Origin of the sequence: Streptomyces sp. NEAU-YJ-81 (genome assembly GCF_017592595.1) — a bacterium.
In the GTDB taxonomy this organism is placed as follows: domain Bacteria; phylum Actinomycetota; class Actinomycetes; order Streptomycetales; family Streptomycetaceae; genus Streptomyces; species Streptomyces hygroscopicus_B.
Map to the genome: position 1 here is coordinate 82,283 of NZ_JAGFNO010000034.1, position 26,409 is coordinate 108,691.

General features: G+C 69.7%; 22 protein-coding genes. 15 read left to right on the forward strand and 7 right to left on the reverse strand.

All coding sequences use genetic code 11. The features are described 5' to 3' along the window. The first annotated feature begins 27 nt into the window (after positions 1 to 27). The 9 genes from ftsW (at position 28) to J5X86_RS42560 (ending at position 8,797) form a co-directional block, all read left to right on the forward strand. On the forward strand, positions 28 to 1,479 hold the full coding sequence (gene ftsW, locus J5X86_RS42520) for a putative lipid II flippase FtsW (RefSeq protein WP_119987129.1): 1,452 nt from the start codon (positions 28 to 30) through the stop codon (positions 1,477 to 1,479). 6 nt (positions 1,480 to 1,485) lie between these two features. Then, positions 1,486 to 2,580 (forward strand): undecaprenyldiphospho-muramoylpentapeptide beta-N-acetylglucosaminyltransferase, encoded by a 1,095-nt coding sequence (murG, locus tag J5X86_RS42525; protein WP_078640925.1) that lies wholly within the window; start codon positions 1,486 to 1,488, stop codon positions 2,578 to 2,580. A gap of 13 nt (positions 2,581 to 2,593) precedes the next feature. After that, the gene (locus J5X86_RS42530) at positions 2,594 to 3,391 is read left to right on the forward strand and encodes an FtsQ-type POTRA domain-containing protein (protein WP_208521974.1); all 798 of its coding nucleotides are present in this window, start codon (positions 2,594 to 2,596) and stop codon (positions 3,389 to 3,391) included. Positions 3,392 to 3,667: 276 nt separating this feature from the next. Continuing rightward, entirely contained in the window at positions 3,668 to 4,903 is a 1,236-nt protein-coding gene (gene ftsZ / locus J5X86_RS42535; RefSeq protein WP_208521975.1) for a cell division protein FtsZ, read from the forward strand. 43 nt (positions 4,904 to 4,946) lie between these two features. Continuing rightward, positions 4,947 to 5,687, forward strand: coding sequence for a peptidoglycan editing factor PgeF (gene pgeF / locus J5X86_RS42540; RefSeq protein ID WP_208521976.1), 741 nt, complete (start codon positions 4,947 to 4,949; stop codon positions 5,685 to 5,687). Between the two features lie 3 nt (positions 5,688 to 5,690). Then, the gene (locus tag J5X86_RS42545; protein WP_208521977.1) at positions 5,691 to 6,410 is read left to right on the forward strand and encodes a YggS family pyridoxal phosphate-dependent enzyme; all 720 of its coding nucleotides are present in this window, start codon (positions 5,691 to 5,693) and stop codon (positions 6,408 to 6,410) included. A 123-nt stretch (positions 6,411 to 6,533) separates the two neighbouring features. After that, positions 6,534 to 7,154 carry a cell division protein SepF gene (locus J5X86_RS42550; RefSeq protein WP_014060002.1) on the forward strand — a complete coding sequence of 207 codons (621 nt, stop codon included), beginning with the start codon at positions 6,534 to 6,536 and terminating at the stop codon, positions 7,152 to 7,154. Between the two features lie 82 nt (positions 7,155 to 7,236). Then, positions 7,237 to 7,533 (forward strand): YggT family protein, encoded by a 297-nt coding sequence (locus J5X86_RS42555; protein WP_014060001.1) that lies wholly within the window; start codon positions 7,237 to 7,239, stop codon positions 7,531 to 7,533. 49 nt (positions 7,534 to 7,582) lie between these two features. Continuing rightward, positions 7,583 to 8,797: a DivIVA domain-containing protein gene (locus J5X86_RS42560; protein ID WP_208521978.1), complete on the forward strand. Its 1,215-nt coding sequence runs from the start codon at positions 7,583 to 7,585 to the stop codon at positions 8,795 to 8,797. Between the two features lie 285 nt (positions 8,798 to 9,082). On the opposite strand, the gene ileS is transcribed toward J5X86_RS42560, so the two are convergent. After that, the gene (gene ileS / locus J5X86_RS42565; RefSeq protein WP_208521979.1) at positions 9,083 to 12,220 is read right to left on the reverse strand and encodes an isoleucine--tRNA ligase; all 3,138 of its coding nucleotides are present in this window, start codon (positions 12,218 to 12,220) and stop codon (positions 9,083 to 9,085) included. 599 nt (positions 12,221 to 12,819) lie between these two features. On the opposite strand from ileS, the gene J5X86_RS42570 reads away from it, so the two are divergent. From J5X86_RS42570 to J5X86_RS42585, 4 genes are all read left to right on the forward strand, one after another. Further along, positions 12,820 to 13,656 (forward strand): TraR/DksA C4-type zinc finger protein, encoded by an 837-nt coding sequence (locus tag J5X86_RS42570; RefSeq protein ID WP_208521980.1) that lies wholly within the window; start codon positions 12,820 to 12,822, stop codon positions 13,654 to 13,656. Positions 13,657 to 13,727: 71 nt separating this feature from the next. Beyond that, positions 13,728 to 14,315, forward strand: coding sequence for a signal peptidase II (gene lspA, locus J5X86_RS42575; RefSeq protein ID WP_078640917.1), 588 nt, complete (start codon positions 13,728 to 13,730; stop codon positions 14,313 to 14,315). Between the two features lie 67 nt (positions 14,316 to 14,382). Beyond that, positions 14,383 to 15,324, forward strand: coding sequence for an RluA family pseudouridine synthase (locus tag J5X86_RS42580; protein WP_208521981.1), 942 nt, complete (start codon positions 14,383 to 14,385; stop codon positions 15,322 to 15,324). Continuing rightward, positions 15,321 to 15,785, forward strand: coding sequence for a GNAT family N-acetyltransferase (locus J5X86_RS42585; RefSeq protein ID WP_208521982.1), 465 nt, complete (start codon positions 15,321 to 15,323; stop codon positions 15,783 to 15,785). The genes J5X86_RS42580 and J5X86_RS42585 overlap by 4 nt, the downstream gene beginning before the upstream one ends. 45 nt (positions 15,786 to 15,830) lie before the next feature. Here the strand turns inward: J5X86_RS42585 and J5X86_RS42590 are convergent, their stop codons facing one another. Continuing rightward, positions 15,831 to 16,979, reverse strand: coding sequence for a mechanosensitive ion channel family protein (locus tag J5X86_RS42590; protein ID WP_208521993.1), 1,149 nt, complete (start codon positions 16,977 to 16,979; stop codon positions 15,831 to 15,833). Between the two features lie 119 nt (positions 16,980 to 17,098). On the opposite strand from J5X86_RS42590, the gene J5X86_RS42595 reads away from it, so the two are divergent. Further along, positions 17,099 to 17,689: a dienelactone hydrolase family protein gene (locus tag J5X86_RS42595; protein WP_208521983.1), complete on the forward strand. Its 591-nt coding sequence runs from the start codon at positions 17,099 to 17,101 to the stop codon at positions 17,687 to 17,689. A gap of 60 nt (positions 17,690 to 17,749) precedes the next feature. On the opposite strand, the gene J5X86_RS42600 is transcribed toward J5X86_RS42595, so the two are convergent. The 5 genes from J5X86_RS42600 to J5X86_RS42620 form a co-directional block, all read right to left on the reverse strand. Then, positions 17,750 to 19,393: an alkaline phosphatase gene (locus J5X86_RS42600; RefSeq protein WP_208521984.1), complete on the reverse strand. Its 1,644-nt coding sequence runs from the start codon at positions 19,391 to 19,393 to the stop codon at positions 17,750 to 17,752. A 202-nt stretch (positions 19,394 to 19,595) separates the two neighbouring features. After that, entirely contained in the window at positions 19,596 to 20,423 is an 828-nt protein-coding gene (locus J5X86_RS42605) for a thioredoxin domain-containing protein (protein WP_208521985.1), read from the reverse strand. A 63-nt stretch (positions 20,424 to 20,486) separates the two neighbouring features. Further along, positions 20,487 to 21,170 (reverse strand): hypothetical protein, encoded by a 684-nt coding sequence (locus tag J5X86_RS42610; RefSeq protein WP_208521994.1) that lies wholly within the window; start codon positions 21,168 to 21,170, stop codon positions 20,487 to 20,489. A gap of 62 nt (positions 21,171 to 21,232) precedes the next feature. Beyond that, positions 21,233 to 22,231: a thioredoxin domain-containing protein gene (locus J5X86_RS42615; protein WP_208521986.1), complete on the reverse strand. Its 999-nt coding sequence runs from the start codon at positions 22,229 to 22,231 to the stop codon at positions 21,233 to 21,235. Positions 22,232 to 22,339: 108 nt separating this feature from the next. Then, positions 22,340 to 23,665: a DUF2252 domain-containing protein gene (locus J5X86_RS42620; RefSeq protein WP_208521987.1), complete on the reverse strand. Its 1,326-nt coding sequence runs from the start codon at positions 23,663 to 23,665 to the stop codon at positions 22,340 to 22,342. A gap of 214 nt (positions 23,666 to 23,879) precedes the next feature. Here J5X86_RS42620 and dnaE point away from each other — a divergent pair. Next, positions 23,880 to 26,409, forward strand: a 2,530-nt coding sequence (gene dnaE / locus J5X86_RS42625) for a DNA polymerase III subunit alpha (protein WP_208521988.1), incomplete at its 3' end; no start/stop codon positions are given.

The following is a 26,409-nucleotide window of genomic DNA, read 5'->3' on the forward strand; positions in this document are numbered from 1 at the left end:
CGCGGGGAAACCGGAGGGGATAAGAACATGACGCCTGACCAGCCCGCCGCCCCGCGCTCCCGGCCGGCCCGCCCCGGCACCGGCCGCCCCGCGCCGCGCTCGGGCGGCGCCCCCCGGCTGCGGGAGGCCGTACGGGCGAAGGGCAAGGCGGCGTCCCCGGCCCGCCCGCGCGGCACAGCGGGCGCCTCCCGCCCTCCGCGCCGCCCGTCGAGGGGAAACGCCTTGGACGCGCTGCGCGGGCTGCAGCAGCGCCTCCGGAGGGCCTGGGACCGGCCGCTGACCGCGTACTACCTGCTGCTCGGCGGCTCGCTGCTGATCCTGGTGCTCGGTCTGGTGATGGTCTACTCCGCCTCCCAGATCAAGGCGCTGCAGTCCGGGCTCTCACCGTCGTACTTCTTCCGCAAACAGCTTTTCGCCGCCGCGCTGGGCGGCGCGCTGATGCTGCTCGCCGTGCGGATGCCCATCAAACTGCACCGCGCCTTCGCCTATCCGCTGCTCGCGGTCTCGGTCTTCCTGATGTGTCTGGTGCAGGTCCCGGGCATGGGCATCGCGGTCAACGGCAATCAGAACTGGATCTCCTTCGGCGGCCCGTTCCTGCTCCAGCCCAGTGAGTTCGGCAAGCTGGCGCTCGTCCTGTGGGGCGCCGATCTTCTCGCCCGCAAACAGGACAAGCGGCTGCTTGCCCAGTGGAAGCACCTGCTGGTCCCGCTGGTGCCCGCGACCGGCATGCTGCTCGGCCTGATCATGCTGGGCGGGGACATGGGCACCGCGATCATTCTCACGGCGATCCTTTTCGGCCTGCTTTGGCTGGCGGGCGCCCCTACCCGGCTCTTCGTGGGCGTCCTCGCCTTCGCCGGGGCCATCGGCATGCTGCTCATCAAGACCAGCGCCAACCGGATGTCCCGGCTCGCCTGTATCGGCGCCACCGAGCCCGGGGCGCACGATCAGTGCTGGCAGGCTGTCCACGGGATCTACGCGCTCGCCAACGGCGGCTGGTTCGGATCCGGACTCGGGGCGAGCATGGAGAAATGGGGCGAACTACCGGAACCGCATACTGACTTCATCTTCGCCATTACCGGGGAGGAACTCGGTCTGGCGGGGACGCTGTCGGTTCTCGTTCTCTTCGCGGCTCTAGGCTATGCGGGTATCCGCGTGGCCGGACGCACGGAGGACCCCTTCGTGAGGTACGCCGCGGGAGGCGTGACCACCTGGATCACGGCCCAGGCCGTGGTCAATATCGGTGCGGTGCTCGGTCTGCTGCCGATCGCCGGGGTTCCGCTCCCGCTGTTCTCCTACGGAGGGTCCGCCCTGCTGCCGACCATGTTCGCCGTCGGCCTGCTGATCGCCTTCGCACGGGCTGAGCCCGGTGCGCGAGCGGCGCTGGCCATGCGGCAGCCTGCTTTGCGGAAGAAGCTGGCTCGGGTGAGACGGAAGACGATGCGACGGCCCGTCAAGAGGCGGCCGTCCGGAGAGCGGTGAATTTCGGTGCATGTCGTACTCGCCGGTGGGGGGACCGCCGGCCACATCGAGCCCGCGCTCGCCCTCGCGGACGCCCTGCGGAGGCAGGACCCGACCGTGGGGATCACGGCGCTCGGAACGGAGCGTGGGCTCGAGACCCGGCTCGTACCGGAGCGTGGTTATGAACTCGGGCTCATCCCGGCCGTACCGCTGCCGCGTAAGCCCACCCCCGAACTGATCACCGTCCCCGGGCGGCTGCGCGGCACGATCAAGGCCGCCGAGCAGATTCTGGAGCGCACCAAGGCCGACTGTGTCGTCGGCTTCGGCGGCTATGTGGCCCTGCCCGGATACCTGGCGGCCAAGCGGCTCGGTGTGCCGATCGTCGTCCACGAGGCCAACGCCCGCCCCGGGCTCGCCAACAAGATCGGCTCGCGCTACGCCAAGTACGTGGCGGTCTCCACCCCCGACAGCAAGCTCCGCAACGCCCGCTACGTCGGCATCCCGCTGCGCCGCTCCATCGCCACCCTCGACCGGGCGGCGGTCCGACCCGAGGCCCGCGCGGCTTTCGGGCTCGACCAGAACCTGCCGACGCTGCTGGTCTCCGGCGGATCGCAGGGCGCACGCCGGCTCAACGAGGTGGTCCAGGCGGTGGCGCCGTTCCTGCAGCGCGCCGGGATCCAGGTGCTGCACGCGGTCGGTCCGAAAAACGAATTGCCGCATGTGGACAACATGCCCGGAATGCCCCCCTACATCCCGGTATCGTACCTGGATCGGATGGACCTCGCGTATGCCGCGGCCGACATGATGCTCTGCCGCGCGGGCGCGATGACCGTCGCCGAACTGTCCGCCGTCGGGCTCCCGGCCGTCTACGTCCCCCTGCCGATCGGCAACGGCGAACAGCGGCTCAACGCCCAGCCGCTGGTCAAGGAGGGCGGCGGACTGCTGGTCGACGACGCCGAGCTGAGCCCCGAGTGGGTGCAGGGCAATGTGCTGCCGGTGCTCGGCGACCCGCACCGGCTGTACGAGATGTCCCGCCGGGCCGCCGAGTTCGGCCGCAGGGACGCCGACGAGCTGCTGGTCGGCATGGTGTACGAGGCGATCAGCGCACGCCGCCAGGCGTGAGAAGGCAGGGAGCGTGGCCGGACCGTCGACCGCCGAGCGCGGCGCACGAGGGACGACTCCGTCCGGCCCGCCCCCACGCTTCCTCCGGGCGCGCCGCCGGTTCCGGCTGCCCGGCCGCCGCCCCCTGCTGGTGACGGCGGTGGCGGTGACCCTGCTCGGCGCCGGCGCCGTCTGGCTGCTGTACGGCTCGAGCTGGCTGCGGGCCGAGCGGGTGCGGGTCGCCGGCACCACCGTCCTCACCACCGAGGAGGTGCGCTCCGCCGCCGACGTTCCGCTGAACACCCCGATGGTCGCGGTGGACACGGCGGCGATCGAACACCGGTTGCGCGAGCGGCTGCCGCGGATTGCAAAAGTGGACGTATCCCGGTCATGGCCGCACACCATCAGTCTGGTAGTGACGGAACGCAGGCCCGAAGCCATTGTCGAAGAGGGCGGGAAGTTCCATGAAGTGGACGCCGCGGGAGTCCGGTTCTCGACCGTGAGCAAGCGTCCGAAGGGGGTTCCGCTGCTGGAAATGGAGCCGGACCGGTCGCCGAGTTCGCGCCATTTCGGCCCCGCCGGACTGCGCCGCGAGGCGGTCCGGGTGGTCACCCAACTTCCCGAGAAGGTCCGCCAGGACACCCGTTCCCTCCGGGTCCGCTCGTACGATTCGATCACCCTGGAGCTTGCCGGAGGCCGTACGATCGCCTGGGGGAGCGGAGAGCGAGGCGAGGTGAAGGCGAAGACGCTCACCGCACTGATGAAAGCGCAGCCGGACGCCGACCACTTCGACGTCAGTGCGCCGAGCGCTCCGGCGGTGTCTCGCAGTTGACCTGATACCGGCAGGCCAGCACCCTGGTTGGCTAGCCCACTGGGTGATCACATAGGGTGAAAAGAAAAGCGGGAGGTTCGGCGTGTTCATTGAACGCGCGCCACTTGTCGACTTAGTGTCCTGTTCCGAAGAGTCCGGGAAACAGAGGCACTGGTAACCCTAAACTTCAGCGTTAGGGTTGGGGTCGGCAATCGGAACCGTCCCATTCGGCATCAGTCGGCGCACCGCGGCAACGGCGGGGTGGCGACACGTAACTCGAGGCGAGAGGCCTTCGACGTGGCAGCACCGCAGAACTACCTCGCAGTCATCAAGGTCGTCGGCATCGGCGGCGGTGGCGTGAATGCCATCAACCGGATGATCGAGGTCGGGCTCAAGGGCGTCGAGTTCATCGCGATCAACACCGATGCACAGGCCCTGCTGATGAGTGACGCAGACGTCAAACTGGACGTCGGCCGTGAGCTCACCCGGGGCCTTGGAGCCGGCGCCAACCCGGATGTAGGCCGTAAGGCCGCCGAGGACCACCGCGAGGAGATCGAGGAGGTCCTCAAGGGGGCCGACATGGTCTTCGTGACCGCGGGTGAGGGCGGTGGCACGGGCACCGGCGGTGCGCCGGTGGTCGCCAATATCGCCCGCTCGCTCGGTGCCCTGACGATCGGTGTGGTCACCCGCCCGTTCACCTTCGAGGGCCGCCGCCGCGCCAATCAGGCCGAGGACGGCATCGCGGGTCTGCGGGACGAGGTCGACACCCTCATCGTGATCCCGAACGACCGGCTGCTGTCCATTTCGGACCGTCAGGTGAGCGTGCTCGACGCGTTCAAGTCGGCCGACCAGGTGCTGCTGTCGGGTGTTCAGGGCATCACCGACCTGATCACCACCCCGGGTCTGATCAACCTCGACTTCGCGGACGTCAAGTCCGTGATGTCCGAGGCCGGATCGGCGCTCATGGGCATCGGCTCGGCCCGCGGCGACGACCGCGCGGTGGCCGCGGCCGAGATGGCGATCTCCTCGCCGCTGCTGGAGGCGTCCATCGACGGCGCCCGGGGCGTGCTGCTCTCCATCTCCGGCGGTTCCGACCTCGGTCTGTTCGAGATCAACGAGGCCGCCCAGCTCGTGAGCGAGGCCGCCCACCCCGAGGCCAACATCATCTTCGGCGCGGTGATCGACGACGCGCTCGGCGACGAGGTCCGGGTCACCGTGATCGCGGCGGGCTTCGACGGCGGTCAGCCGCCCCCCAAGAACCGCGACAAGGTGCTGGGTTCCTACGGCGGCGGCCGCGAGGAGGGGTCCGGCAGCTCTTCGAGCCGCCCGTCCGGCCAGGAGAACAGCCGCCCGTCCTTCGGCGGGCTCGGCAGCGTCACCTCACGCGACGAGGAGTCCGCCCCGGCGGACCCGGCCCCGGTCGCCGAGGTGCCGCCGCCCCCGGTGCCCACCCCGCACCCCCAGGTCCCGCCGGCCCGCCCCTACCCGGAGAGCCAGGCCGAGGAGCTGGACGTCCCGGACTTCCTGAAGTGAGCCGTCCGGCATGGCTCGACGGCGACCTTGAAGTGAATCAGACGTGATAGCGCAACAGCACGACGCGAGCGGCGCGCACTTCGCCTTCACCGACCGGTGGGGCGGGGTGAGCGCCGCTCCGTATGACGAGCTCAATCTCGGCGGGGCGGTCGGCGACGACCCCCAGGCCGTACGGACCAACCGCGAACTGGCCGCCAAGGCGATGGGCCTGGACCCGGCGGCCGTCGTATGGATGAACCAGGTGCACGGCCGGGACGTCGCGGTGGTCGACGGACCGTGGTCGGACGACGAGATTCCGGCGGTGGACGCGGTGGTGACGCGGCGTCCGGGGCTCGCCCTGGCCGTCCTCACCGCCGACTGCACCCCGGTGCTGCTGGCCGATCCGGTGGCCGGAGTCGTCGGCGCCGCCCACGCGGGCCGGCCGGGACTGGTCGCCGGAGTGGTCCCAGCGGTGGTCAAGGCGATGACCGAACAGGGCGCCGAGACCGCCCGGATCGTCGCCCGTACCGGCCCCGCGGTCTGCGGCCGCTGCTACGAGGTTCCCGCGGATATGCGCGCCGATGTCGCGCAGAGCGTGCCGGAGGCGTGGGCCGAGACCCGGTGGGGTACCCCGGCGGTGGATGTGGCGGCCGGTGTGCGGGCCCAACTGACCCGCGTGGGTGTGCGGATGGACGAGAAGGATGGACAATCTCACATCTGCACCCTGGAGTCGGCGGACCACTTCTCGTACCGGCGCGAGCACACCACGGGGCGGCTCGCGAGCTACGTCTGGTTGGGCGGCTGAGCTGTGACGGATCGCAAGACGGAACTGGCCGCGAATCTGGCACGGGTGACGGAACGTATCTCTGCCGCCTGTGCCGAGGCCGGTCGCAAGCGCGAAGAGGTGACCCTGATCGTGGTCACCAAGACCTATCCGGCGAGCGATGTTCGTTTGCTCGCGGAACTCGGCGTACGGCATGTCGCCGAGAACCGCGATCAGGAGGCCGCCCCCAAAGCCGCGGAATGCGCGGATCTGCCGTTGATCTGGCACTTTGTCGGGCAATTGCAGACCAATAAGGTGCGTTCCGTATCCAGTTATGCCGATGTGGTGCAATCTGTCGATCGTAAGCGATTGGTCGATGCGCTCTCCCGTGCGGCTGTGGGGGCCGCGCGGGAGATGGGCGTCCTGATTCAGGTCGCGCTCGACGCGGACTCCGATGAACGGGGAGCGCGCGGGGGCGTGGGACCGGGCGGAGTGGAACGGCTCGCGGAGTCCGTGGCCGAGGCCGAAGGGCTCCGGCTCGACGGTCTGATGACCGTCGCCCCGCTGACGGGCCCCTACGAGGGGCGGCCGCGGGCGGCGTTCGACCGGCTGATGGAAATCTCATCCCGCCTGCGCGTGGCTCATCCGGCTGCGAACATGGTCTCGGCGGGGATGAGCTCGGACCTTGAGGAAGCCGTGGCGGCGGGAGCGACACATGTGCGCGTCGGCACTGCGGTACTCGGAGTCCGACCCAGCCTCCGGTAACGTCGCGAAGAAGTCGGACCACAGCAGAAAATATGGTCATTCCCGTCAAAAGGCGGGCTGGCCACGTGGATCCATGGCATCCGGTGGCGGAGCCGATCCACCACAGAGCGGAGGACGCAGAGAATGGCCGGCGCGATGCGCAAGATGGCGGTCTACCTCGGCCTCGTGGAGGACGATGGGTACGACGGCCGGGGATTCGACCCCGACGACGACTTCGAGCCCGAGCCGGAGCCCGAACGGGAGCGGGACCGTCGGCGTCATCAGGTAGTGGAGACCGAACCGCGGCCGGAAAGGGGCGAATCTGTGCGAGTCGTCCACCCTCCCGCACAACGTGAACCGGCTCCTCTTGCGGTGGAAACCGGGCGACCCGCGCGAATTGCCCCCGTGGCGTCCATCACACCTGAACGTCAGAACTTGGAGAAGAACGCGCCAGTGATCATGCCCAAGGTTGTGTCCGAGCGGGAGCCGTACCGCATCACCACACTGCACCCCCGGACCTACAACGAGGCCCGTACTATCGGGGAACACTTCCGTGAGGGCACTCCCGTGATCATGAATCTGACGGAGATGGACGACACGGATGCGAAGCGACTTGTCGACTTTGCCGCCGGTCTGGTGTTCGGTCTCCATGGGAGCATTGAGCGGGTGACGCAGAAGGTGTTCCTGTTGTCTCCTGCTAACGTCGATGTCACGGCGGAGGACAAGGCCCGTATCGCAGAGGGCGGGTTCTTCAACCAGAGCTGAGACGCAAAAACGGCAAACCGGCAACACCGAGTCATCCGAGGCCGAAAGGCCGGGTACGAACCAGGGGAGAGGGACGCGCGGGATGGGCATCGCACTACAGGTGATCTACATCGCGCTCTACTGCTACCTGATCGTGCTGATCTTCAGGCTCGTGATGGACTATGTCTTCCAGTTCGCGCGCTCGTGGCAACCCGGTAGGGCGATGGTGGTCATCCTCGAGGCCACTTACACTGTCACCGATCCGCCACTCAAGCTGCTACGGCGGTTCATTCCGCCGCTGCGTCTCGGGGGTGTGGCGCTCGACCTGTCCTTCTTCGTGCTGATGATCATCGTCTGGATCCTGATCACCGTCGTGAGCAATTTTGCGAGCAGGGTGTGAACGATACGGTCTTGCCGATTGCCGACGACTACGTTGAGGTGAAGTAGAGATGCCGTTGACCCCCGAGGACGTGCGGAACAAGCAGTTCACGACCGTCCGCCTCCGAGAAGGCTATGACGAGGACGAGGTCGATGCCTTCCTCGACGAGGTCGAAGCCGAACTGACCCGGCTGCTACGGGAGAACGAGGACCTGCGCGCCAAGCTGGCCGCAGCGACCCGTGCCGCCGCCCAGAGCCAGCAACAAGGTATGCGCAAGCCTCCCGAACAGCAGGAGAGGCCCGGCGCGCCTGTGCCCGCCGCCATATCCGGACCGCAGCCGGTGCCGCCCGGCCAGCAGCAGATGGGTGGTCCGCCCCAACTCCCGGGCGGAGCCCCGCAGCTGCCGGCGGGTCCGATGGGCCAGAACGGCCCCGGACCGATGCAGCAGGGTGGCCCCGGTCCGATGCAGCAGGGCGGACCCGGTCCGATGCAGCAGGGTGGCCCCGGTCCGATGCAGCAGGGCGGACCCGGCCCCATGGGTCAGAACGGTCCGATGGGCCAGAACGGCCCCATGGGTCCCGGCGGTCCCATGGGTGGCCCGATGGGCGGTCCCGGCGGTCCTGGCGGCCCCGGTGGCCCGCAGCTGCCGCAGCCGGGTCAGGGCCCGGGCGGCGACAGCGCCGCGCGCGTGCTCTCGCTCGCGCAGCAGACCGCCGACCAGGCGATCGCGGAGGCCCGTTCCGAGGCCAACAAGATCGTCGGCGAGGCCCGCAGCCGCGCCGAGGGCCTGGAGCGGGACGCCCGCGCCAAGGCCGACGCTCTGGAGCGGGACGCGCAGGAGAAGCACCGTGTCGCGATGGGCTCCTTGGAGTCCGCTCGTGCCACGCTCGAGCGCAAGGTCGAGGACCTGCGCGGCTTCGAGCGCGAGTACCGCACGCGGCTGAAGTCGTACCTGGAGAGCCAGCTGCGCCAGCTGGAGAACCAGGCCGACGACTCGCTCGCCCCGCCGCGTACCCCGGCGACCGCCTCGCTGCCGCCGTCCCCGTCGATGAGCGGCTCCATGGCCTCGGCCGGCGCCGGCTCGATGGGCGGCCACACCATGGGCGGCAACCAGACCATGGGCGGCCACAACCCGAACGGCGGAGCGCCGTCCTACGGTGGGCAGCAGCAGATGTCTCCCGCGATGACCCAGCCGATGGCACCGGTGCGGCCGCAGAGTCCGCAGCCGATGCAGCAGGCGCCCAGCCCGATGCGGGGCTTCCTCATCGACGAGGACGACAACTGACGCGGGCCGTTTAGCGCGGAGCGTTCGGCAATCACAAGGGCCGGGCCCCAGGAGCAGACTCCTGGGGCCCGGCCCTTGCCGTGCATGCGGACTGCCGGAGGCTTTCCCTTACCCGCCCCTTCCCGTAACCGGGGCTCTGCCCCGGACCCCGGTCCTCAATCGCCGGACGGGCTGAATATCAGCCCGTCCGGCGATTGAGGACACGCCCGAAGGGCGTCCGGGGTCAGGGGCGAAGCCCCTGGTTCGGGAAAGGGCGGGTAGGGGAACAGAACCCCCGCCGGAGCGTTACGCCTTGCGGAGGCGGAACGTCAGGCCCAGGGGGGCGTCCTCGAAGGGGGTGCCGTACGCGGCGTCGGCCTCGCCTGTGGCGAAGTCGGTCGCGAGGACCTCATCCGCGATCAGGCCCGCGTGATCCATGAGCGCCTGCCGCAGCTCCTCGTCCGCCGTCTCCCACCGCAGCGCGATCCGGTCGGCCACGTCCAGCCCGCTGTTCTTACGGGCCTCCTGGATCAGCCGGATCGCGTCACGGGCGAGACCCGCGCGGCGCAGCTCCGGGGTGATCTCCAGGTCGAGGGCGACCGTGGCGCCCGCATCGGAGGCGACCGACCAGCCCTCGCGCGGGGTCTCGGTGATGATGACCTCGTCGGGGGAGAGGGCTACCGTCTCGCCGTCCACCACGACCGACGCGTTCCCCTCGCGCAGCGCGACCGACAGCGCGGCCGCTTCCGCCTCCGCGATCGCCTTGGCGACCGGCTGGGTGCCCTTGCCGAACCGCTTGCCCAGCGCGCGGAAGTTGGCCTTCGCGGTCGTGTCGACCAGGGAGCCGCCGACCTCGCTCAGCGACGCGAGCGAGGAGACGTTCAGCTCCTCCTCGATCTGGGCGCGCAGTTCGGCGCCGAGGGTTTCGAAGCCGGCCGCCGCGACCAGCGCGCGCGACAGCGGCTGGCGCGTCTTCACACCGGACTCCGCGCGGGTCGCGCGCCCCAGCTCCACCAGGCGCCGCACCAGCGCCATCTGCACCGAGAGTGCCGGGTCGATCATCGACCGGTCCGGCTCCGGCCAGGTGGTCAGGTGCACGGAGGCGGGGGCCTCCGGGACCACCGGGACGACCAGGTCCTGCCAGACCCGCTCGGTGATGAAGGGCACCAGGGGCGCCATCAGCCGGGTGACCGTCTCGATGACATCGTGCAGGGTGCGCAGCGCGGCGGCGTCGCCCTGCCAGAAGCGGCGGCGGGAGCGGCGCACGTACCAGTTGGACAGATCGTCGACGAAGGCCGACAGCAGCTTTCCGGCGCGCTGGGTGTCATACGCCTCCAGGGCCTCGGTGACCTGCTCGGTGAGCGTGCCCAGCTCGCCCAGCAGCCAGCGGTCCAGCAGTGGCCGCTCGGCCGGGGCCGGGTCGGCCGCGGATGGCGCCCAGCCCGAGGTGCGGGCGTACAGCGCCTGGAAGGCGACCGTGTTCCAGTAGGTGAGCAGCGTCTTGCGCACGACCTCCTGGATGGTGCTGTGGCCCACCCGCCGGGCCGCCCACGGCGAGCCGCCCGCGGCCATGAACCAGCGGACCGCGTCGGCGCCGTGCTGATCCATCAGCGGGATCGGCTGAAGGATGTTGCCCAGGTGCTTGGACATCTTGCGGCCGTCCTCGGCCAGGATATGACCGAGGCAGACCACGTTCTCGTACGAGGACTTGTCGAAGACGAGCGTGCCGACCGCCATCAGCGTGTAGAACCAGCCGCGGGTCTGGTCGATGGCCTCGGAGATGAACTGCGCCGGGTAGCGGCTCTCGAAGAGCTCCTTGTTCCGGTACGGGTAGCCGTACTGCGCGAACGGCATCGAGCCCGAGTCGTACCAGGCGTCGATGACCTCGGGCACCCGCTCGGCCGTCAGCGAGCAGCCGTCGGCGGTGCAGGTGAAGGTGATGTCGTCGATGTACGGGCGGTGCGGGTCAAGACCGCTCTGGTCGGTGCCGGTCAGCTCGGAGAGCTCGGCGAGGGAGCCGACGCAGGTGAGATGGGACTCGGCGCAGCGCCAGATGGGCAGCGGGGTGCCCCAGTAGCGATTGCGCGACAGCGCCCAGTCGATGTTGTTATTGAGCCAGTCGCCATAGCGACCGGTCTTGACCGATTCGGGATACCAGTTGGTCTTCTCGTTCTCCCGCAGCAGCGCGTCCTTGATCGCGGTGGTGCGGATGTACCAGGACGGCTGGGCGTAGTAGAGCAGCGCTGTGTGGCAGCGCCAGCAGTGCGGGTAGCTGTGCTCGTACGGCACATGCCGGAACAGCAGCCCGCGCTCCTTCAGGTCCGCCGTGAGCGCCTCGTCGGCCTTCTTGAAGAACTGGCCGCCGATCAGGTCGAGACCCTCCTCGAAGGTGCCGTCCGGGCGGACCGGGTTGACCACCGGCAGACCGTAGGCACGGCAGGTCAGCAGGTCGTCCTCACCGAAGGCGGGGGACTGGTGGACCAGACCGGTGCCGTCCTCGGTCGTCACGTACTCGGCGTTGACGACGAAGTGCGCGTCGGGGATCTCCACCAGCTCGAAGGGGCGCCGATAGGTCCAGCGCTCCATCTCGGCCCCGGTGAAGGACTCCCCGGTGACGGTCCAGCCCTCGCCGAGCGCCTGCCCGACCAGCGGCTCGGCGACGACCAGCTTCTCCTCGCCGTTGGTGGCGACCACATAGCGCACCTCCGGATGCGCGGCCACGGCGGTGTTGGAGACCAGGGTCCACGGCGTGGTCGTCCACACCAGCAGCGCCGCCTCGCCCGCCAGCGGGCCCGAGGTCAGCGGGAAGCGGACGAAGACCGAGGGGTCGACGACCGTCTCGTAGCCCTGGGCCAGCTCGTGGTCGGACAGCCCGGTGCCGCAGCGCGGGCACCAGGGGGCGACCCGGTGGTCCTGGACCAGCAGCCCCTTGTTGAAGATCTCCTTCAGGGACCACCACACCGACTCGATATAGCCGGGGTTCATGGTCCAGTACGCGCCGTCGAGGTCGGTCCAGAAGCCCATCCGCGTGGTGAGCTCGGCGAAGGCGTCGGTGTGCCGGGTGACGGACTCCCGGCACTTGGCGTTGAACTCGGCGATGCCGTACGCCTCGATGTCCTTCTTGCCGTTGAAGCCCAGCTCCTTCTCGACCGCCAGCTCGACCGGCAGGCCATGGCAGTCCCAGCCCGCCTTACGGTCGACGTGGTAGCCCCGCATGGTGCGGAAGCGCGGGAAGACGTCCTTGAAGACGCGGGCCTCGATGTGGTGGGCGCCCGGCATGCCGTTTGCGGTCGGGGGGCCCTCGTAGAAGACCCACTCGGGCCGTCCCTCGGACTGCTCGAGGCTACGGGCGAAGATCTTGTTCTCCCGCCAGAAGTCGAGCACGGCGTGCTCGAGGGCGGGCAGGTCGACCTGGGCGGGCACCTGGCGGTACTGCGGCGTCATCGGGGCTCTTCTTCCTCCGGCGGACACGTGCTCTTCCGTTTCCGTCGGAGGGACGAGAGCCGTGCGCTCCCGCGGTACCACCCTCCTTGACCGGTAGCTGGTCGGCTCCCGGCCCCCTCATTGGGATCGCGATGCCGGTTCTACTGACCCAGTGCGGGCGTTCTTCCGGCGGCTCCGGGGTGATCCTTCACATCGCGCTCGCCCCCGGGCTCACACCGTCCCCGGGTCGCTCTGGGCCGCCTACGACGCTACTCGTCCCCATCCACGCCTCTCGCTGCGCCCCAGTGTACGGGGCCGAGGGGAGCGGGGCCCACCCGAATACGGCACTGCGCCGAGTGGGGGACGGCCGGCTCCGGGGATTGACCCGAATGGCGATACGCCGGGTGTCGTGGCCGCGGTCGTCACGCTGGGTCACCGACGGGTACCGGATTCCGGACGGATTACCGGACGCGGAGTGGGGCACAAAGGTGGGGACCGGGTTGTCGTACGGGCAAGCCGGGCGAATCGGGCGGCGTGCCCCGTTGCCGCCCGCCCGGAGTCGATTTATCGTTCCGGAACGATTCGCGCGCAAGATCACAATATGTGAAGGGGCCGCGGCCATGGTGGCGAGAAAGACCGCCGTGCAGAAGAGCACGGCGAAGGCGACGGAGGCCGCGCCCGGCAAGAAGAGCGCCTCGGGCAAGAAGGCCGTCAACAACAAGACCGCGGCGCCCGCCGGAGCCGCCGCGCAAGGCGCCGCCAAGGCGGCCAGGAAGAGCGCCCCGAGGAAGAACTCGGAGACGCCCACCAGGAAGCACGCATCCGCCAAGACGGTCGCGCCGACCGAGGAGGGCGTGGCCGAGGAGACCGTGGCCGGGGCCACGGCCGGTAGGACCACGGCCACGAAGGCCGCGCCCGCCGACAAGGCGGTGCCCGCGAAGAAGACGGGAGCCAGGAAAGTGGTTGCGAAGAAGACTCCGGGTGGTGCGCCGACCGACAAGAAGGCCACGACGACCGCATCCCCCTTGCCCAAGGCCCGTGCGGTGGGCGCGCCCGCCGACCCCAGCGAGCTCGCGGTCCGCCCCGGCGAGGACCCCTGGTCCGCCGAGGAGGTGGACGAGGCGCGCGCCGGGCTGCTGACCGAGGCCGGCCGGCTGCGCGCCGAGATCCTCGCCTCCGAGCAGGCGATCACCGGGCTGATGCGCGACTCCGGTGACGGCGCCGGTGACGACCAGGCCGACACCGGAACCAAGAACATCACCCGCGAGCATGAGATGGCCCTGGCCGGAAACGCCCGCGAGATGCTGCTGCAGACCGAGCGGGCCCTGGAGCGGCTGGGCACCGCGACCTACGGGCTGTGCGAGAGCTGCGGCAATCCGATCGGCAAGGCCCGGATGCAGGCGTTCCCCAGGGCCACGCTGTGCGTCGAGTGCAAGCAGCGCCAGGAGCGGCGCTGACGCCCGTACGCATGTGCCGTACCCTCGTCCCTCACAGGGGGAGACTGGCCCGGACGAGTTGAGGGACTCACGTGACAGAGGCGGAGCAGGCCATCGGTACGCCGGATGCGGGGAAGGCAGAGGAGGGTGCCGGGCCCAGCGCTGCCGGAGCCGATGAGGCCGCGGCGGGCAGGGGGAAGCGGCACGTCGGCGTGCTCCTTACGGTCGCGGCGCTGGCCTATCTGATCGATCTGGTCAGCAAGCTGGCCGTGGTCGCGAAGCTGGAGCACCACGCTCCGGTCGAGGTGATCGGCACTTGGCTGCAGTTCGAGGTGATCCGCAACCGGGGCGCGGCCTTCGGCTTCGGCGAGGCCATGACCATCGTCTTCACGGTGATCGCGGTCGGCGTCATCGTGGTGATCGCGCGGCTGGCCCGCAAGCTCCACAGCCTGCCCTGGGCCATCGCGCTGGGTCTGCTGCTCGGCGGCGCCTTCGGCAATCTCACCGACCGGATCTTCCGGGCGCCCGGAGACTTCCAGGGGGCGGTCGTGGACTTCATCGCGCCCTCCCACTTCGCGGTCTTCAACCTCGCCGACTCGGCCATCGTCTGCGGCGGCTTTCTGATCGTGATCCTGTCCTTCCGCGGTCTGGACCCGGACGGCACGGTCCACAAGGACTGACGAGGGCCGGGCGGCCGGTATCCGACGGGCGTACGAACCGGTGCTTCCGGTCCGGCATACTCGTCGGGTGAGTACGATTCCCGAGATCCGCACCCTGCCCGTACCGGACGGTCTGGAGGGCGAGCGCGTCGACGCCGCGATCGCCCGCATGTTCGGCTTCTCCCGGACCAAGGCGGCCGAGCTGGCCGCCGCCGGAAAGGTGCAGCTCGACGGCACCGTGGCCGGGAAGTCCGACCGGGTCTCCGGGGGGGCCTGGCTCGAGGTCGAGTTGCCGCAGGCCGCGCCGCCGGTGCGGGTTGTCGCCGAACCCGTCGAGGGCATGGCGATCGTGCACGACGACGAGGACATCGTGGTCGTCTCCAAGCCGGTCGGCGTCGCCGCCCACCCCAGCCCCGGCTGGACCGGCCCCACCGTGATCGGCGGGCTCGCGGCCGCCGGCTTCCGCGTCTCCACCTCGGGCGCCGCCGAGCGCCAGGGCATCGTGCACCGGCTGGACGTCGGCACCTCCGGGCTCATGGTCGTCGCCAAGTCCGAGCTCGCGTACTCCGTGCTCAAGCAGGCCTTCCGCGAGCGCACCGTGGACAAGCGCTACCACGCGCTGGTCCAGGGCCACCCGGACCCGCTGAGCGGCACCATCGACGCCCCGATCGGGCGCCACCCGCAGCACGACTACAAGTGGGCGGTGACGGCGGACGGCAAGCCGAGCGTCACCCACTACGACCTCATCGAGGCGTTCCGGGCCGCGAGCCTGCTGGACATCAAGCTGGAGACCGGCCGCACCCACCAGATCCGGGTGCATATGGCGGCCCACCGCCACCCCTGCGTCGGCGACCTCACCTACGGCGCGGACCCGACGCTCGCCAAGCGGCTGAAGCTGACCCGGCAGTGGCTGCATGCCATGCGGCTCGGCTTCGAGCACCCCGCGCACGGCGAGTGGGTCGAGTTCGAGAGCGCCTACCCCGACGATCTGCGCGGGGCGCTGGACATCGTGAAGGCCGAGAGCGCGTGATCGAGGTCGTGGCCGACGGGGACCTGTCCGGCTGCTTCGCTGTCCGCCGGGAGGTCTTCGTGGTGGAGCAGCGGATCCCCGAGGAGGAGGAGATGGACGCGTACGACGCGCACGCCGTCCACCTCCTGGCCACCGACGGCGCGGGCAGCCCGGTGGGCACCGCGCGCTTTCTGCACGGCGCCGCCGCGGACAAGAAGTACGCCCACGCCGGTGTCGACGGCGCCACCACCGCCGTTCTCGGCCGCCTCGCGGTGGCCAAGGCGGCGCGGGGCACGGGGCTGGGAGCCGACCTGGTCCGGGCCGTCGAGGCGGAGGCCCACCGGCGCGGCCTGGCCGAGGTCTATCTGGAGTCCCAGACCCATGCGCTCGGCTTCTACGAGCGGCTGGGCTACGAGGCGTTCGGCCCGGAGTTCGACGAGGGCAGCGGCATCCCCCACCGCGCGATGCGACGGCCGTTGTAGCGGCCCGCCAGAGCCCGCGGGACCTCTGCCGTCACCGTGGGGCCGTCACCGTGGGGCGTCCTTACGGAGCCCGTCCTCGAAGCGGGCGAGACGGTCATGACTGCCCTGGCGGTCGTGGAGCTCACGGCCCCGCTCGCGCTCCAGCCGTGCCGGCGGGGGCTGGGCGGCCGGGGCGGTGGCGATACGCGGCAGGGCGTGGGGATGGGCGTCCCGCAGCCACGTGATCATCTTCTCGCGCACCTCACAGCGCACGGTCCAGGCGTCGTCCGGGTCCCGCGCCGTGATGAGCGCCCGCACCACGATGGTGCTCGGGGTGGTGTCCGTCACCACCAGGTTCCAGTCCCGGCCGTCCCAGGCCGGGGACTTCTGCACGATCTCGCGCAGCCGCTCCCGCATCTCCTCGATCGGCGCCGTGTGGTCGAGATGGAAGAGGACGGTGGCCACCTTCTGGGTGCCGCCCCGCGACCAGTTCTCGAACGGCTTGTTGGTGAAGTACGACACCGGCATGGTGATCCGGCGCTCGTCCCAGGTCCGTACGGACAGGAAGGTCAGCGTGATCTCCTCGACCGTGCCCCACTCGCCGTCCACCACCACCGTGTCGCCGATCCGCACCATGTCGCCGAAGGCGATCTGCAGCCCCGCGAAGAGGTTCCCCAGCGTGGACTGGGCGGCGACACCGGCGACCACACCGAGGATCCCGGCGGAGGCCAGCATGGAGGTGCCGACCGTGCGCATCGCCGGGAAGGTCAGCAGCATGGCGGAGACCGCCACCACGCCGACGATCGCGGCCACCACCCGCTGGATCAGCGTCACCTGGGTGCGCACCCGGCGCACCCGCGCGGCGTCGTGCGCGCTGGAGGCGTAGCGGAAGTAGGAGGACTCCACGACGGCCGACGAGACCCGCACCACGAGCCACGCCGTGGCCGCGATCAGCACCAGCGCGAGCAGCCGGCCGATCGCCGACTCATGCTCCTGGACGACCCTCGCCTGTGTTTTGTCGTACGAACCGCTCAGCAGCGCCGTGCACACGGTCACCTGCAGCGGAAGCCGGCAGCGGCGCAGATGGCCCCACAAGGGGGTCTCGGGGTGCCGGGCATCGACCCTCCGCAGCAGCCAGTCGACGGCCCAGCCGATGAACAGCGTGATGGCCAGTGAGCCGCCGATGACGACGAGCGGACGCAGCACGTCCTCCATGGACACCTACCTCATCCTTCCCTCAGGGAGACTCCGGGTGTCCTGTCCCGCCTTCCCCGGATCGGGTGTCCTCAGACCGCGACTGGCACGATGGGAGGGGGCGATCCACGGAAAGGAAAGTGACAGCGGTGGCCGATACCTCGACGATTGTTCTGTTCCACTCCGCGTACGGGCTGCGGCCCGCCGTACAGGAGGCGGCCGACCGACTGCGTGCGGCCGGGCATGAGGTGGTCGTGCCGGACCTGTACGAGGGGCAGACCGCCGAAACCGTCGAGGACGGCATGGTGATCAAGGAGCGGATCGGCCGCGACGAGCTGCTGAAACGGGCCATCACCGCCGCCGCGCCGTACTCGGACCGCGGGCTGGTCTACGCCGGTTTCTCGCTCGGCGGCGCCCTGGCGCAGAATCTGGCGCTGGCCGACGACAAGGCGCGCGGACTGCTTCTGCTGCACGGCACCTCGGACATCGCCGACGACACCACGGTCGATGAGCTGCCGGTGCAGTTGCATGTGGCCGACCCCGACCCGTTCGAGCCACACGACTGGCTCAATGCCTGGTATCTGCGGATGCGGCGGGCCGGTGCCGATGTGGAGGTCTTCCGCTACGCCGGGGCCGGGCACATCTTCACCGACCCCGAGCTGCCGGACTACGACAAGGAGGCCGCCGAGGCCACCTGGCGGGTGGCGCTCGGTTTCCTGGCCGGCCCCTGAGCCCGTAAATCGTCTGTGAACCGCCGGGTCAGCGCACGGGTGCCTCAGCGCACGGGTGCCTCAGCGCACCGGTGTGTCGGCGCGCTCGACCCGCTGGCTGCCCGCCTGGGTGCGGTACGACCGCGCCCAGGCGGTCGTGGCGTTGCGATCGGTCTTGTCGGAGACGGTGTAGTAGTCCATCTGGGCCCGCTGGGGAGTGACATCGAGCACGCCGTAGCCGTGCGAGTCCATGTCCACCCACTTCACATGGCGGTTGGCGACCCTGATCGCGGCCGCCGCGGCCAAGGACACCGTGTGCGGTGCCACATGGAGCAGATCGTCGAGGTTGTCCGAGGTGACGGAGGTGACCACGAACTCGGTCGCGGCCGACTGGGAGAGCGGATAGGTGGCGGCCTTCACCGGTACGTCGTTGGCCCACGCCATATGGATGTCACCGGTGAGGAAGACCGTGTTGCCGATCGCGTGGTCGGTGAGGTGGGCGAGCAGCTCGCGCCGGTCGTCCGTATAGCCGTCCCACTGGTCGGTGTTGATGGCCAGGCCGCCTTTGGGCAGCCCCAGCAGCTCGGCGAGCGGGCCCAGCAGCTCGGCGGGGAGGGCCCCGAAGGCGACCGGTGAGATCATCACCGAGTTGCCCACCAGCCGCCAGGTGGTGTCCGAGGCGGTCAGGCCCGACTTCAGCCAGTCGAGCTGGGCGCGGCCGGTCAGGGTGCGCTCCGGGTCGTCCACGTCGCCGCTGCCGGTGGCCGCCTGCTGGGAGCGGAACGAGCGCAGATCGAGCAGATGGAGATCGGCGAGGGTGCCGTAGCGCAGCCGCCGGTAGGTGGTGCCCTGGGTGGAGGGGCGCACCGGCATCCACTCGAAGTACGCCTGCTTGGCGGCGGCCACCCGCTGGGCCCATGCCCCTTCGGTGCCGGGCGTGTGGTTCTCCGCCCCGCCGGACCAGGCGTCGTTGGCGAACTCGTGGTCGTCCCATATCGCGATCAGGGGGAGCGCGGCGTGCAGCGCCTGGGCGTCGGGGTCGGTCTTGTAGTTCCCGTGCCGGACGCGGTAGTCGGCGAGCGTGACGATCTCGTGGGTGGGGGCGTGCGGGCGGACGACGCCCTTCGCCTCCGGGTATTCGCCGCTCTTGTACTCGTAGATGTAGTCACCGAGATGGAGCACCGCGTCCAGGTCGGTACGGGCCGCCAGATGGCGGTACGGGGCGAACCAGCCCGCCTCCCAGTTGGCGCAGGAGACCACGCCGAAGCGGACCCCGTCGGCCGCGGCGTCGGGCGCGGGGGTGGTGCGGGTGCGCCCCACGGGGGAGCGGACGCCACCGTCCACGCCGAAGCGGTAGAAGTAGTCGGTGGCGGGCCGCAGCCCGCGCACATCGGCCTTGACGGTGTGGTCGGTGCCGGCGGCGGCCTTGACGGTGCCGCGGGCGACGACCGAGCGGAAGTCCCGGTCCTCGGCGACCTCCCAGGTCACCTCGATGGCCGGGCCGAGCCCCGAACCGGGCACGGCGTCGGGGGCGGGCGTGATACGGGTCCACAGCAGGATCCCGTCGGGCAGCGGGTCACCCGAGGCGATGCCGTGCAGAAAGGCGGGCCCGGAGCCGGCGTGGGCGGCGGGTCCGGAGACGAGGGGCAGCAGGGCGGCGGCAGCCGCCGCGGCCGTGACGGCGCTGCGGCGCGAGATGTGGAGGTCGGTCACGGCCGAGGACATTACTGACAAGTAGCGGGCACGGACAGGGGGCTTGGGGGATGTTCGCCCACCCGTCGCCGCCAGGTCACCCCCGTCGTGGGCGTGAGGTCACCACCGCGGCTGCCGGGTCACCGCTGCCGCTGCCGTCGTCGCCGGGCCACAACGCCGTCGGCGGGCGCGCCCCAGGGGCACGCCCGCCGACTCGGCCGGGAAGAGCCGGACGCTACTTCTCGAGCCCCTGCTTGACGAGCGGGGTGAACTGGTCCGGAGTCATCGGCGGGTTTTGGCCCACCTGCAGCTTCTTCCCGTTCAGCTTGAAGGTCGGGGTGGCGTCGACGTCCTTGGTGTCGTTGAACGACTTGGACATGGCCAGCGCCCACCGGTCGTAGGTGCCGTTCTTCACGGCCTTCTCGAAGGCCGTGTTGCCCTTCAGCTCCTTGACCTGCTGGGCGACGTCGATCAGCTTCTGGTCGTTCGCGAAAGCGTCATCGGTCTCCTCCGGGTGGTTCTTCGGCGCGTACAGCGCCTCCTTGTAGTCCAGGAACGCCTGCGGACTGACGTTGAGGGCCGCGCCGAGCGCGCTCAGCGCGTTCTTCGAGCCGGCGCCGGGCATCTGCTTGTTGTCGTCGAGGAAGGTGCCCATGGTGAACTGCGCCTTGTAGGTGCCGTCCTTGATGTCCTTGAGCACGGTCGGGCCGGTGAACTTCTCGAACTGGGCACAGACCGGGCAGCGCATGTCCTCGTAGACGTGCAGGGTGTTCTTGGCCTTCTTGTCGCCGATGACGACCGTCGTGCCCTGGGAGCCGGTGGCGTTGGCGGGCTTCGCGAACGTCTTCTTCTCGGCCGCCGCCCGCCACTTCTGGTTGGCGTCGTCCGAGTCCATGTTGGTGACGGCGTAGCCGATGCCGCCGGCTATCGCGAGGACCGCGACGACCGCGCCGCCGACGAACAGCTGGCGCCGCGTCCGGTCCTTCTTGGCCTGGCGCTCACGCTCGGCGCGCAGCCGTTCGCGCGCGGCCTGCTTGTTCTGCTGGTTGTTGCGGTTGCTCATGATGGATCGATCTCCGTGGGTGTGCGTCGTCAGTGAGGCGTACGGGGGTGTGGATCGCTGTGCTCAGGCAGCGGCCGAGCAGGGCGGTCCACGACGCACCACGGAGTGCACGAGGAGAGGGAGCGCCGGCGCCGGGCGTACCGGCCGTACGGTCCGCGGGGCCGGGCGACGACGGGGCCGCAGGGCCGCGGCGTGGACCGCGACGGCCAGCAGCAGCGGCCGGAAGGCGAAGGCGGCCAGGGAGGCCAGCAGACGGCTCAGGGCGGCCTCGCCGCGCCGCAGCCAGGCCGAGGCGATCAGACCCACCGCGACGTGCGCGGCGAGCAGCAGCCAGGGGGTGGCGGAGCTCACGGCGGCCGCCAGCGGGGTGCCGACGCCGTTCTGGGAGACCCCGGGCAGCGGACTGCCGAGATCGCCGCCGCCGCACAGCACGGTGACCCCCATGGAGCGCAGGGAGCCCGCCACGGGGCCGCCGGACTGGCCGTAACACGCCTGCTGGCCGGTGGTGAAGATCGTGTCGGCCGCCAGCTCCAGCGGGATCAGCAGGGTCGCTATGGACCAGAAGCCCCGCTCCCGCCCCGCGAGGGCGTAGGCGACGGCGAAGACGGCCACCGAGAGCGCGGCGACGGTGCCCAGCGGCAGCGGAGTCCGCGACAGCAGGACATGCGAAGCCGAGGACAGCGTGACGCACAGCGCCGTGAAGAGCGCCGCGCGCACTGCCCTCAGCTGCGGTCCGGTGCCGTCCATGACTTCGAATTCTGCCATGAACGGCTGTAGGGACCATGTGAAGAATTGGCCCCGGTGGCCGGCTAACCGCCCTTGAGCTGCTTCTTCACCGCTTCCGTGAACTCCGTCGCGGTCATCGGGGTGGAGCCGCCGCTGCCGGTCAGCTGGGAGCCGTCGAGCTTGACGGTGGGGGTGCTGTTCACCCCGGAGGCGTCGAAGTCGGTGATCATCTCCTGCGCCCAGGGGACGTAGGTGCCCTCGCGTACAGCCTCCCGGAAGGAGTCGTTCCGCTCGAGTGCGGGCACCTCCTGGGAGACGGTCAGTAGCTGGTTGTCGTCGGCGTAGAGGTCCTCGCTCTCCTCGGGGTGGTTCTTCGGCGACATCAGGGCGGCCTTGTAGTCGAGGAAGGCGTCGGTGCTCACGTTCAGCGCCGCCCCGAGGGCGCTCACGGCGTTCTTGGAGCCGCTGCCGCCCATGCTCTTGTCGATGATGGTGGCGAAGTGGAACGAGACCTTGTACTTACCGGCCTCGATGTCCTTCGCGATGGTGGGCCCGACCTCCTGTTCGAAGGTGGCGCACGGTGGGCAGCGGACGTCCGCGTAGACGTCGAGGGTGTGCCCGGCACCGGCCTCGCCGATCACCACGGTGGTGCCGCTCGGACCGGAGCTGTGGGCGGGCAGGACGAGCTTCCGCGAGCCCCCTGAGCCGCCCGCTCCGCCCGGGTCCTCCGAGCTGTCCGAACCGCTGGAGCCGCCGGAGCCCGTCGGGCCCTGGACGACATCGTCCACGGAACCGGCCCTGGAGTCCTTGTCGTCATCCGTGATCATGAGAACGCCCGCGACCACCGCGGCGGCCACCGTCACCGCCACCACGGCCGTGAGCCCGGCCTTGCGCTGCGGGTCCGCCGGGGCGGGAGCGCCACCCCAGGGCCCGCCGCCCGGGCCGGGCGGCGGGGGACCGGGCGGGAAGCCCGGGGGCTGGGCCGGAGGCGGCGGATGAGCCGGCTGCGGGTGCTCCGGCTGCTGGTACGGGTTCTGCTGCGGGTTCTGCTCGCCCCCCGGCGGCTGCTGTCCAGGCCACATGACGGGTAACGATAGAGGGGCGAGCAGACCGCGGCCATGGCCGGGGGACGATCAGGGGCCGGTGTGACGATCAGAGGCCGGTGTGACGATCAGAGGCCGGTGTGACGATCAGAGGCCGGGGATGCGGCCGTTGCGGAAGAGGTCCACGAAGATCTGGTGGTCGGCCCGGGCGCGGGCACCGTAAGAGTGCGCGAAGTCCACCAGGAGGTCGGCGAAGCCGTCCTCGTCGGCGGCGATCACCGCGTCGATGGCGCGCTCGGTGGAGAACGGCACCAGCGAGTGGCCGCTCTGGTCGTCGGCGGCCGCGTGCATGGTGGCCGTGGCCCGCCCCAGGTCGGCCACGACCGCCGCGATCTCGGCCGGGTCGTCGATGTCGGACCAGTCGAGGTCCACCGCGTACGGCGACACCTCGGCGACCAGCTGCCCCGCCCCGTCCAGCTCGGTCCAGCCCAGCCACGGGTCGGCGTGGGCCTGCAGCGCGCGCTGGGAGATCACCGTGCGGTGGCCCTCGTGGTGGAAGTACGACCGCACCTGCTCGTCGGTGATGTGCCGGGAGACCGCCGGGGTCTGCCCCTGCTTCATGTAGATCACCACATCGTTCTCCAGGGCGTCGCTGTTGCCCTCCAGAAGGATGTTGTACGAGGGGAGCCCGGCGCTGCCGATGCCGATGCCCCGGCGGCCCACGACGTCCTTGACGCGGTAGGAGTCCGGGCGCGAGAGACTGGACTCGGGGAGCGTCTCCAGATAGCCGTCGAAGGCGGCCAGGACCTTGTAGCGGGTGGCCGCGTCCAGCTCGATGGACCCGCCGCCGGCCGTGAAGCGGCGCTCGAAGTCGCGGATCTCGGTCATCGAGTCCAGCAGCCCGAAGCGGGTCAGCGAGCGGGCGTCACGCAGCGCGTCCAGCAGCGGGCCCTCGGCGGTCTCCAGGGTGAAGGGCGGCACCTCGTCGTTCTTGGCGCCGGTGGCCAGGGCGTGAACGCGCTCGCGGTAGGCGTCGGCGTACGTCCGCACCAGCTCGGTGATCTTCTCGTCGCTGAGCGCCTTGGTGTAGCCGATGAGCGCCACGGAGGCGGCGAAGCGCTTCAGGTCCCAGGTGAAGGGGCCGACGTATGCCTCGTCGAAGTCGTTCACATTGAAGATCAGCCGGCCGTTGGCGTCCATGTAGGTGCCGAAGTTCTCGGCGTGGAGGTCACCGTGGATCCACACCCGGCTGGTGCGGTCGTCCAGGTACGGCCCGCCGGCGCGCTCCCGCTCCACATCGGAATAGAACAGACAGGCGGTGCCGCGGTAGAACGCGAACGCCGAGGCGGCCATCTTCCGGAACTTGACGCGGAAGGCGGCCGGGTCGGCGGCGAGCAGCTCGCCGAAGGCGGTGTCGAATACGGCGAGGATGTGCTCGCCGCGCTGTTCCGCCTGGGTCTGCTGGTTCGGCATCGCGGAACGCCTCCTGGGGCATGAGGGATGTGATCGGTGTGGCAGATACGACAGGGTATGTTCCGTCGCGCCGGGTGCGCGGGAAGACCGGATGACCCGTCGGGATCAACGCCTGAGGCTACTCGTGAGTGCCCGGCTGGTGTCAGTGCGGAGGGGTAACCTTCGGAGCTGTCTCGCCCTGCCGTCATCGATTGTTCGCCGGAGGTCTTCCACCGTGACCAAGCCGCCCTTCACGCACCTGCATGTCCATACCCAGTACTCGCTGCTGGACGGTGCGGCGCGGCTCAAGGACATGTTCAACGCGTGCAACGAGATGGGCATGACCCACATCGCCATGACCGACCATGGCAACCTCCACGGCGCGTACGACTTCTACCAGCAGGCGACGGGCGCCGGGGTCACGCCGATCATCGGGATCGAGGCGTATGTGGCGCCCGAGTCGCGGCGCTACAAGCGGCGTGTCCAGTGGGGCCAGCCGCATCAGAAGCGCGATGACGTCTCCGGTTCCGGTGGTTACACCCACAAGACGATCTGGGCGGCGAACAAGACCGGTCTGCACAATCTCTTCCGGCTCTCCTCCGACGCCTATATGGAGGGCTACTTCGTCAAGTGGCCCCGGATGGACAAGGAGACCATCGCCCAGTGGTCCGAGGGCCTGATCGCCTCCACCGGTTGCCCCTCCGGCGAGTTGCAGACCCGGCTCCGGCTCGGCCAGTTCGACGAGGCCGTGAAGGCCGCTTCCGAGTACCAGGACATCTTCGGCAAGGACCGGTATTTCCTGGAGCTGATGGACCACGGCATCGAGATCGAGCGCCGGGTCCGGGACGGGCTGCTGGAGGTCGGCAAGAAGCTGGGCATCCCCCCGCTGGTCACCAATGACTCGCACTACACCTACTCCCGCGAGTCCGTGGCCCATGACGCGCTGCTGTGCGTCCAGACCGGCAAGAACCTCTCCGACCCGGACCGCTTCCGCTTCGACGGCACCGGCTACTACCTGAAGTCCACCGACGAGATGTACGCCATCGACTCCTCGGACGCCTGGCAGGAGGGCTGCCGCAACACCCTGCTGGTCGCCGAGCAGATCGACGCCACCGGATGGTTCGAAAAGCGCGACCTGATGCCGCGGTTCGACGTCCCCGAGGGGTACACCGAGGTCACCTGGTTCCAGGAGGAGGTCCGCAAGGGGATGGCCCGCCGCTTCCCCGGCGGCGTCCCCGAGGATCGTCAGAAGCTGGCCGAGTACGAGATGGACGTCATCATCCAGATGGGGTTCCCGGGCTACTTCCTCGTGGTCGCCGACTTCATCATGTGGGCGAAGAACAACGGCATCGCGGTCGGCCCCGGCCGAGGCTCCGCGGCCGGTTCGATCGTCTCGTACGCGATGGGCATCACCGACCTCGACCCGGTCGAGCACGGGCTGATCTTCGAGCGGTTCCTCAACCCCGAGCGTGTGTCCATGCCCGATGTCGACATCGACTTCGACGAGCGTCGGCGCGGTGAGGTCATCCGGTACGTCACCGAGAAATACGGCCACGACAAGGTCGCCCAGATCGGCACCTACGGCACTATTAAGGCCAAGAACGCCATCAAGGACTCGGCCCGCGTGCTGGGCTATCCGTACGCGATGGGCGACCGCATCACCAAGGCCATGCCCGCCGACGTCCTCGGCAAGGGCATCCCGCTCTCCGGCATCACCGATGAGAAGCACCCCCGCTACAGCGAGGCGGGCGAGGTGCGCGGGATGTATGAGAACGAGCCGGATGTGAAGAAGGTCATCGACACCGCGCGCGGTATCGAGGGCCTGGTGCGCCAGATGGGTGTGCACGCCGCCGGCGTGATCATGTCGAGCGAGACGGTGACCGACCATGTCCCGGTCTTCTCGCCGAAGAACGACGGCCAGGTCGTGACCCAGTGGGACTACCCCACCTGTGAGTCGCTCGGCCTGCTGAAGATGGACTTCCTGGGCCTGCGCAACCTCACCATCATGGACGACGCCGTCAAGATGGTGCGCGCCAACAAGGGCATCGACCTGAAGATGCTCGATCTGTCCCTGGACGACCCCAAGACCTTCGAACTCCTCTGCCGCGGCGACACCCTCGGCGTCTTCCAGTTCGACGGCGGCCCCATGCGCTCCCTGCTGCGCATGATGAAGCCCGACAACTTCGAGGACATTTCCGCCGTCTCGGCCCTCTACCGGCCGGGCCCGATGGGCATGAACTCGCATATCAACTACGCGCTGCGGAAGAACGGGCAGCAGGAGATCACCCCGATCCACCCCGAGCTGGAGGAGCCGCTCAAGGAGGTCCTGGGCATCACCCACGGCCTCATCGTGTACCAGGAGCAGGTGCAGAAGGCCGCCCAGGTGCTCGCCGGCTATTCGCTCGGCCAGGCCGACCTGCTCCGCCGTGCCATGGGCAAGAAGAAGCAGGAGGTCCTGGACAAGGAGTTCGTGCCCTTCCAGCAGGGCGCCCGCGACAAGGGGTATTCCGACGAGGCCATCCAGGCGGTGTGGGACGTCCTGGTCCCGTTCGCCGGATACGCGTTCAACAAGGCGCACTCCTCCGCGTACGGCCTGGTCACCTACTGGACCGCGTATCTCAAGGCCAACTACCCCGCCGAGTACATGGCGGCGCTGCTCACCTCGGTGCGTGACGACAAGGACAAGTCGGCGGTCTATCTGAACGAGTGCCGTCGTATGGGCATCAAGGTGCTGCCGCCGAACGTCAATGAGTCCGAGGCCAACT

Coding starts and splice junctions, on each gene's coding strand:
- J5X86_RS42620 (WP_208521987.1), bottom strand. CDS start 23,665: ATGCCGAACCAGCAGACCCAGGCGGAACAGCGCGGCGAGCACATCCTC.
- J5X86_RS42590 (WP_208521993.1), bottom strand. CDS start 16,979: ATGGAGGACGTGCTGCGTCCGCTCGTCGTCATCGGCGGCTCACTGGCC.
- J5X86_RS42600 (WP_208521984.1), bottom strand. CDS start 19,393: ATGTCCTCGGCCGTGACCGACCTCCACATCTCGCGCCGCAGCGCCGTC.
- J5X86_RS42570 (WP_208521980.1), top strand. CDS start 12,820: ATGGTGGCGAGAAAGACCGCCGTGCAGAAGAGCACGGCGAAGGCGACG.
- J5X86_RS42555 (WP_014060001.1), top strand. CDS start 7,237: ATGGGCATCGCACTACAGGTGATCTACATCGCGCTCTACTGCTACCTG.
- ftsW (WP_119987129.1), top strand. CDS start 28: ATGACGCCTGACCAGCCCGCCGCCCCGCGCTCCCGGCCGGCCCGCCCC.
- J5X86_RS42610 (WP_208521994.1), bottom strand. CDS start 21,170: ATGGACGGCACCGGACCGCAGCTGAGGGCAGTGCGCGCGGCGCTCTTC.
- J5X86_RS42615 (WP_208521986.1), bottom strand. CDS start 22,231: ATGTGGCCTGGACAGCAGCCGCCGGGGGGCGAGCAGAACCCGCAGCAG.
- J5X86_RS42560 (WP_208521978.1), top strand. CDS start 7,583: ATGCCGTTGACCCCCGAGGACGTGCGGAACAAGCAGTTCACGACCGTC.
- J5X86_RS42550 (WP_014060002.1), top strand. CDS start 6,534: ATGGCCGGCGCGATGCGCAAGATGGCGGTCTACCTCGGCCTCGTGGAG.
- ileS (WP_208521979.1), bottom strand. CDS start 12,220: ATGACGCCGCAGTACCGCCAGGTGCCCGCCCAGGTCGACCTGCCCGCC.
- J5X86_RS42605 (WP_208521985.1), bottom strand. CDS start 20,423: ATGAGCAACCGCAACAACCAGCAGAACAAGCAGGCCGCGCGCGAACGG.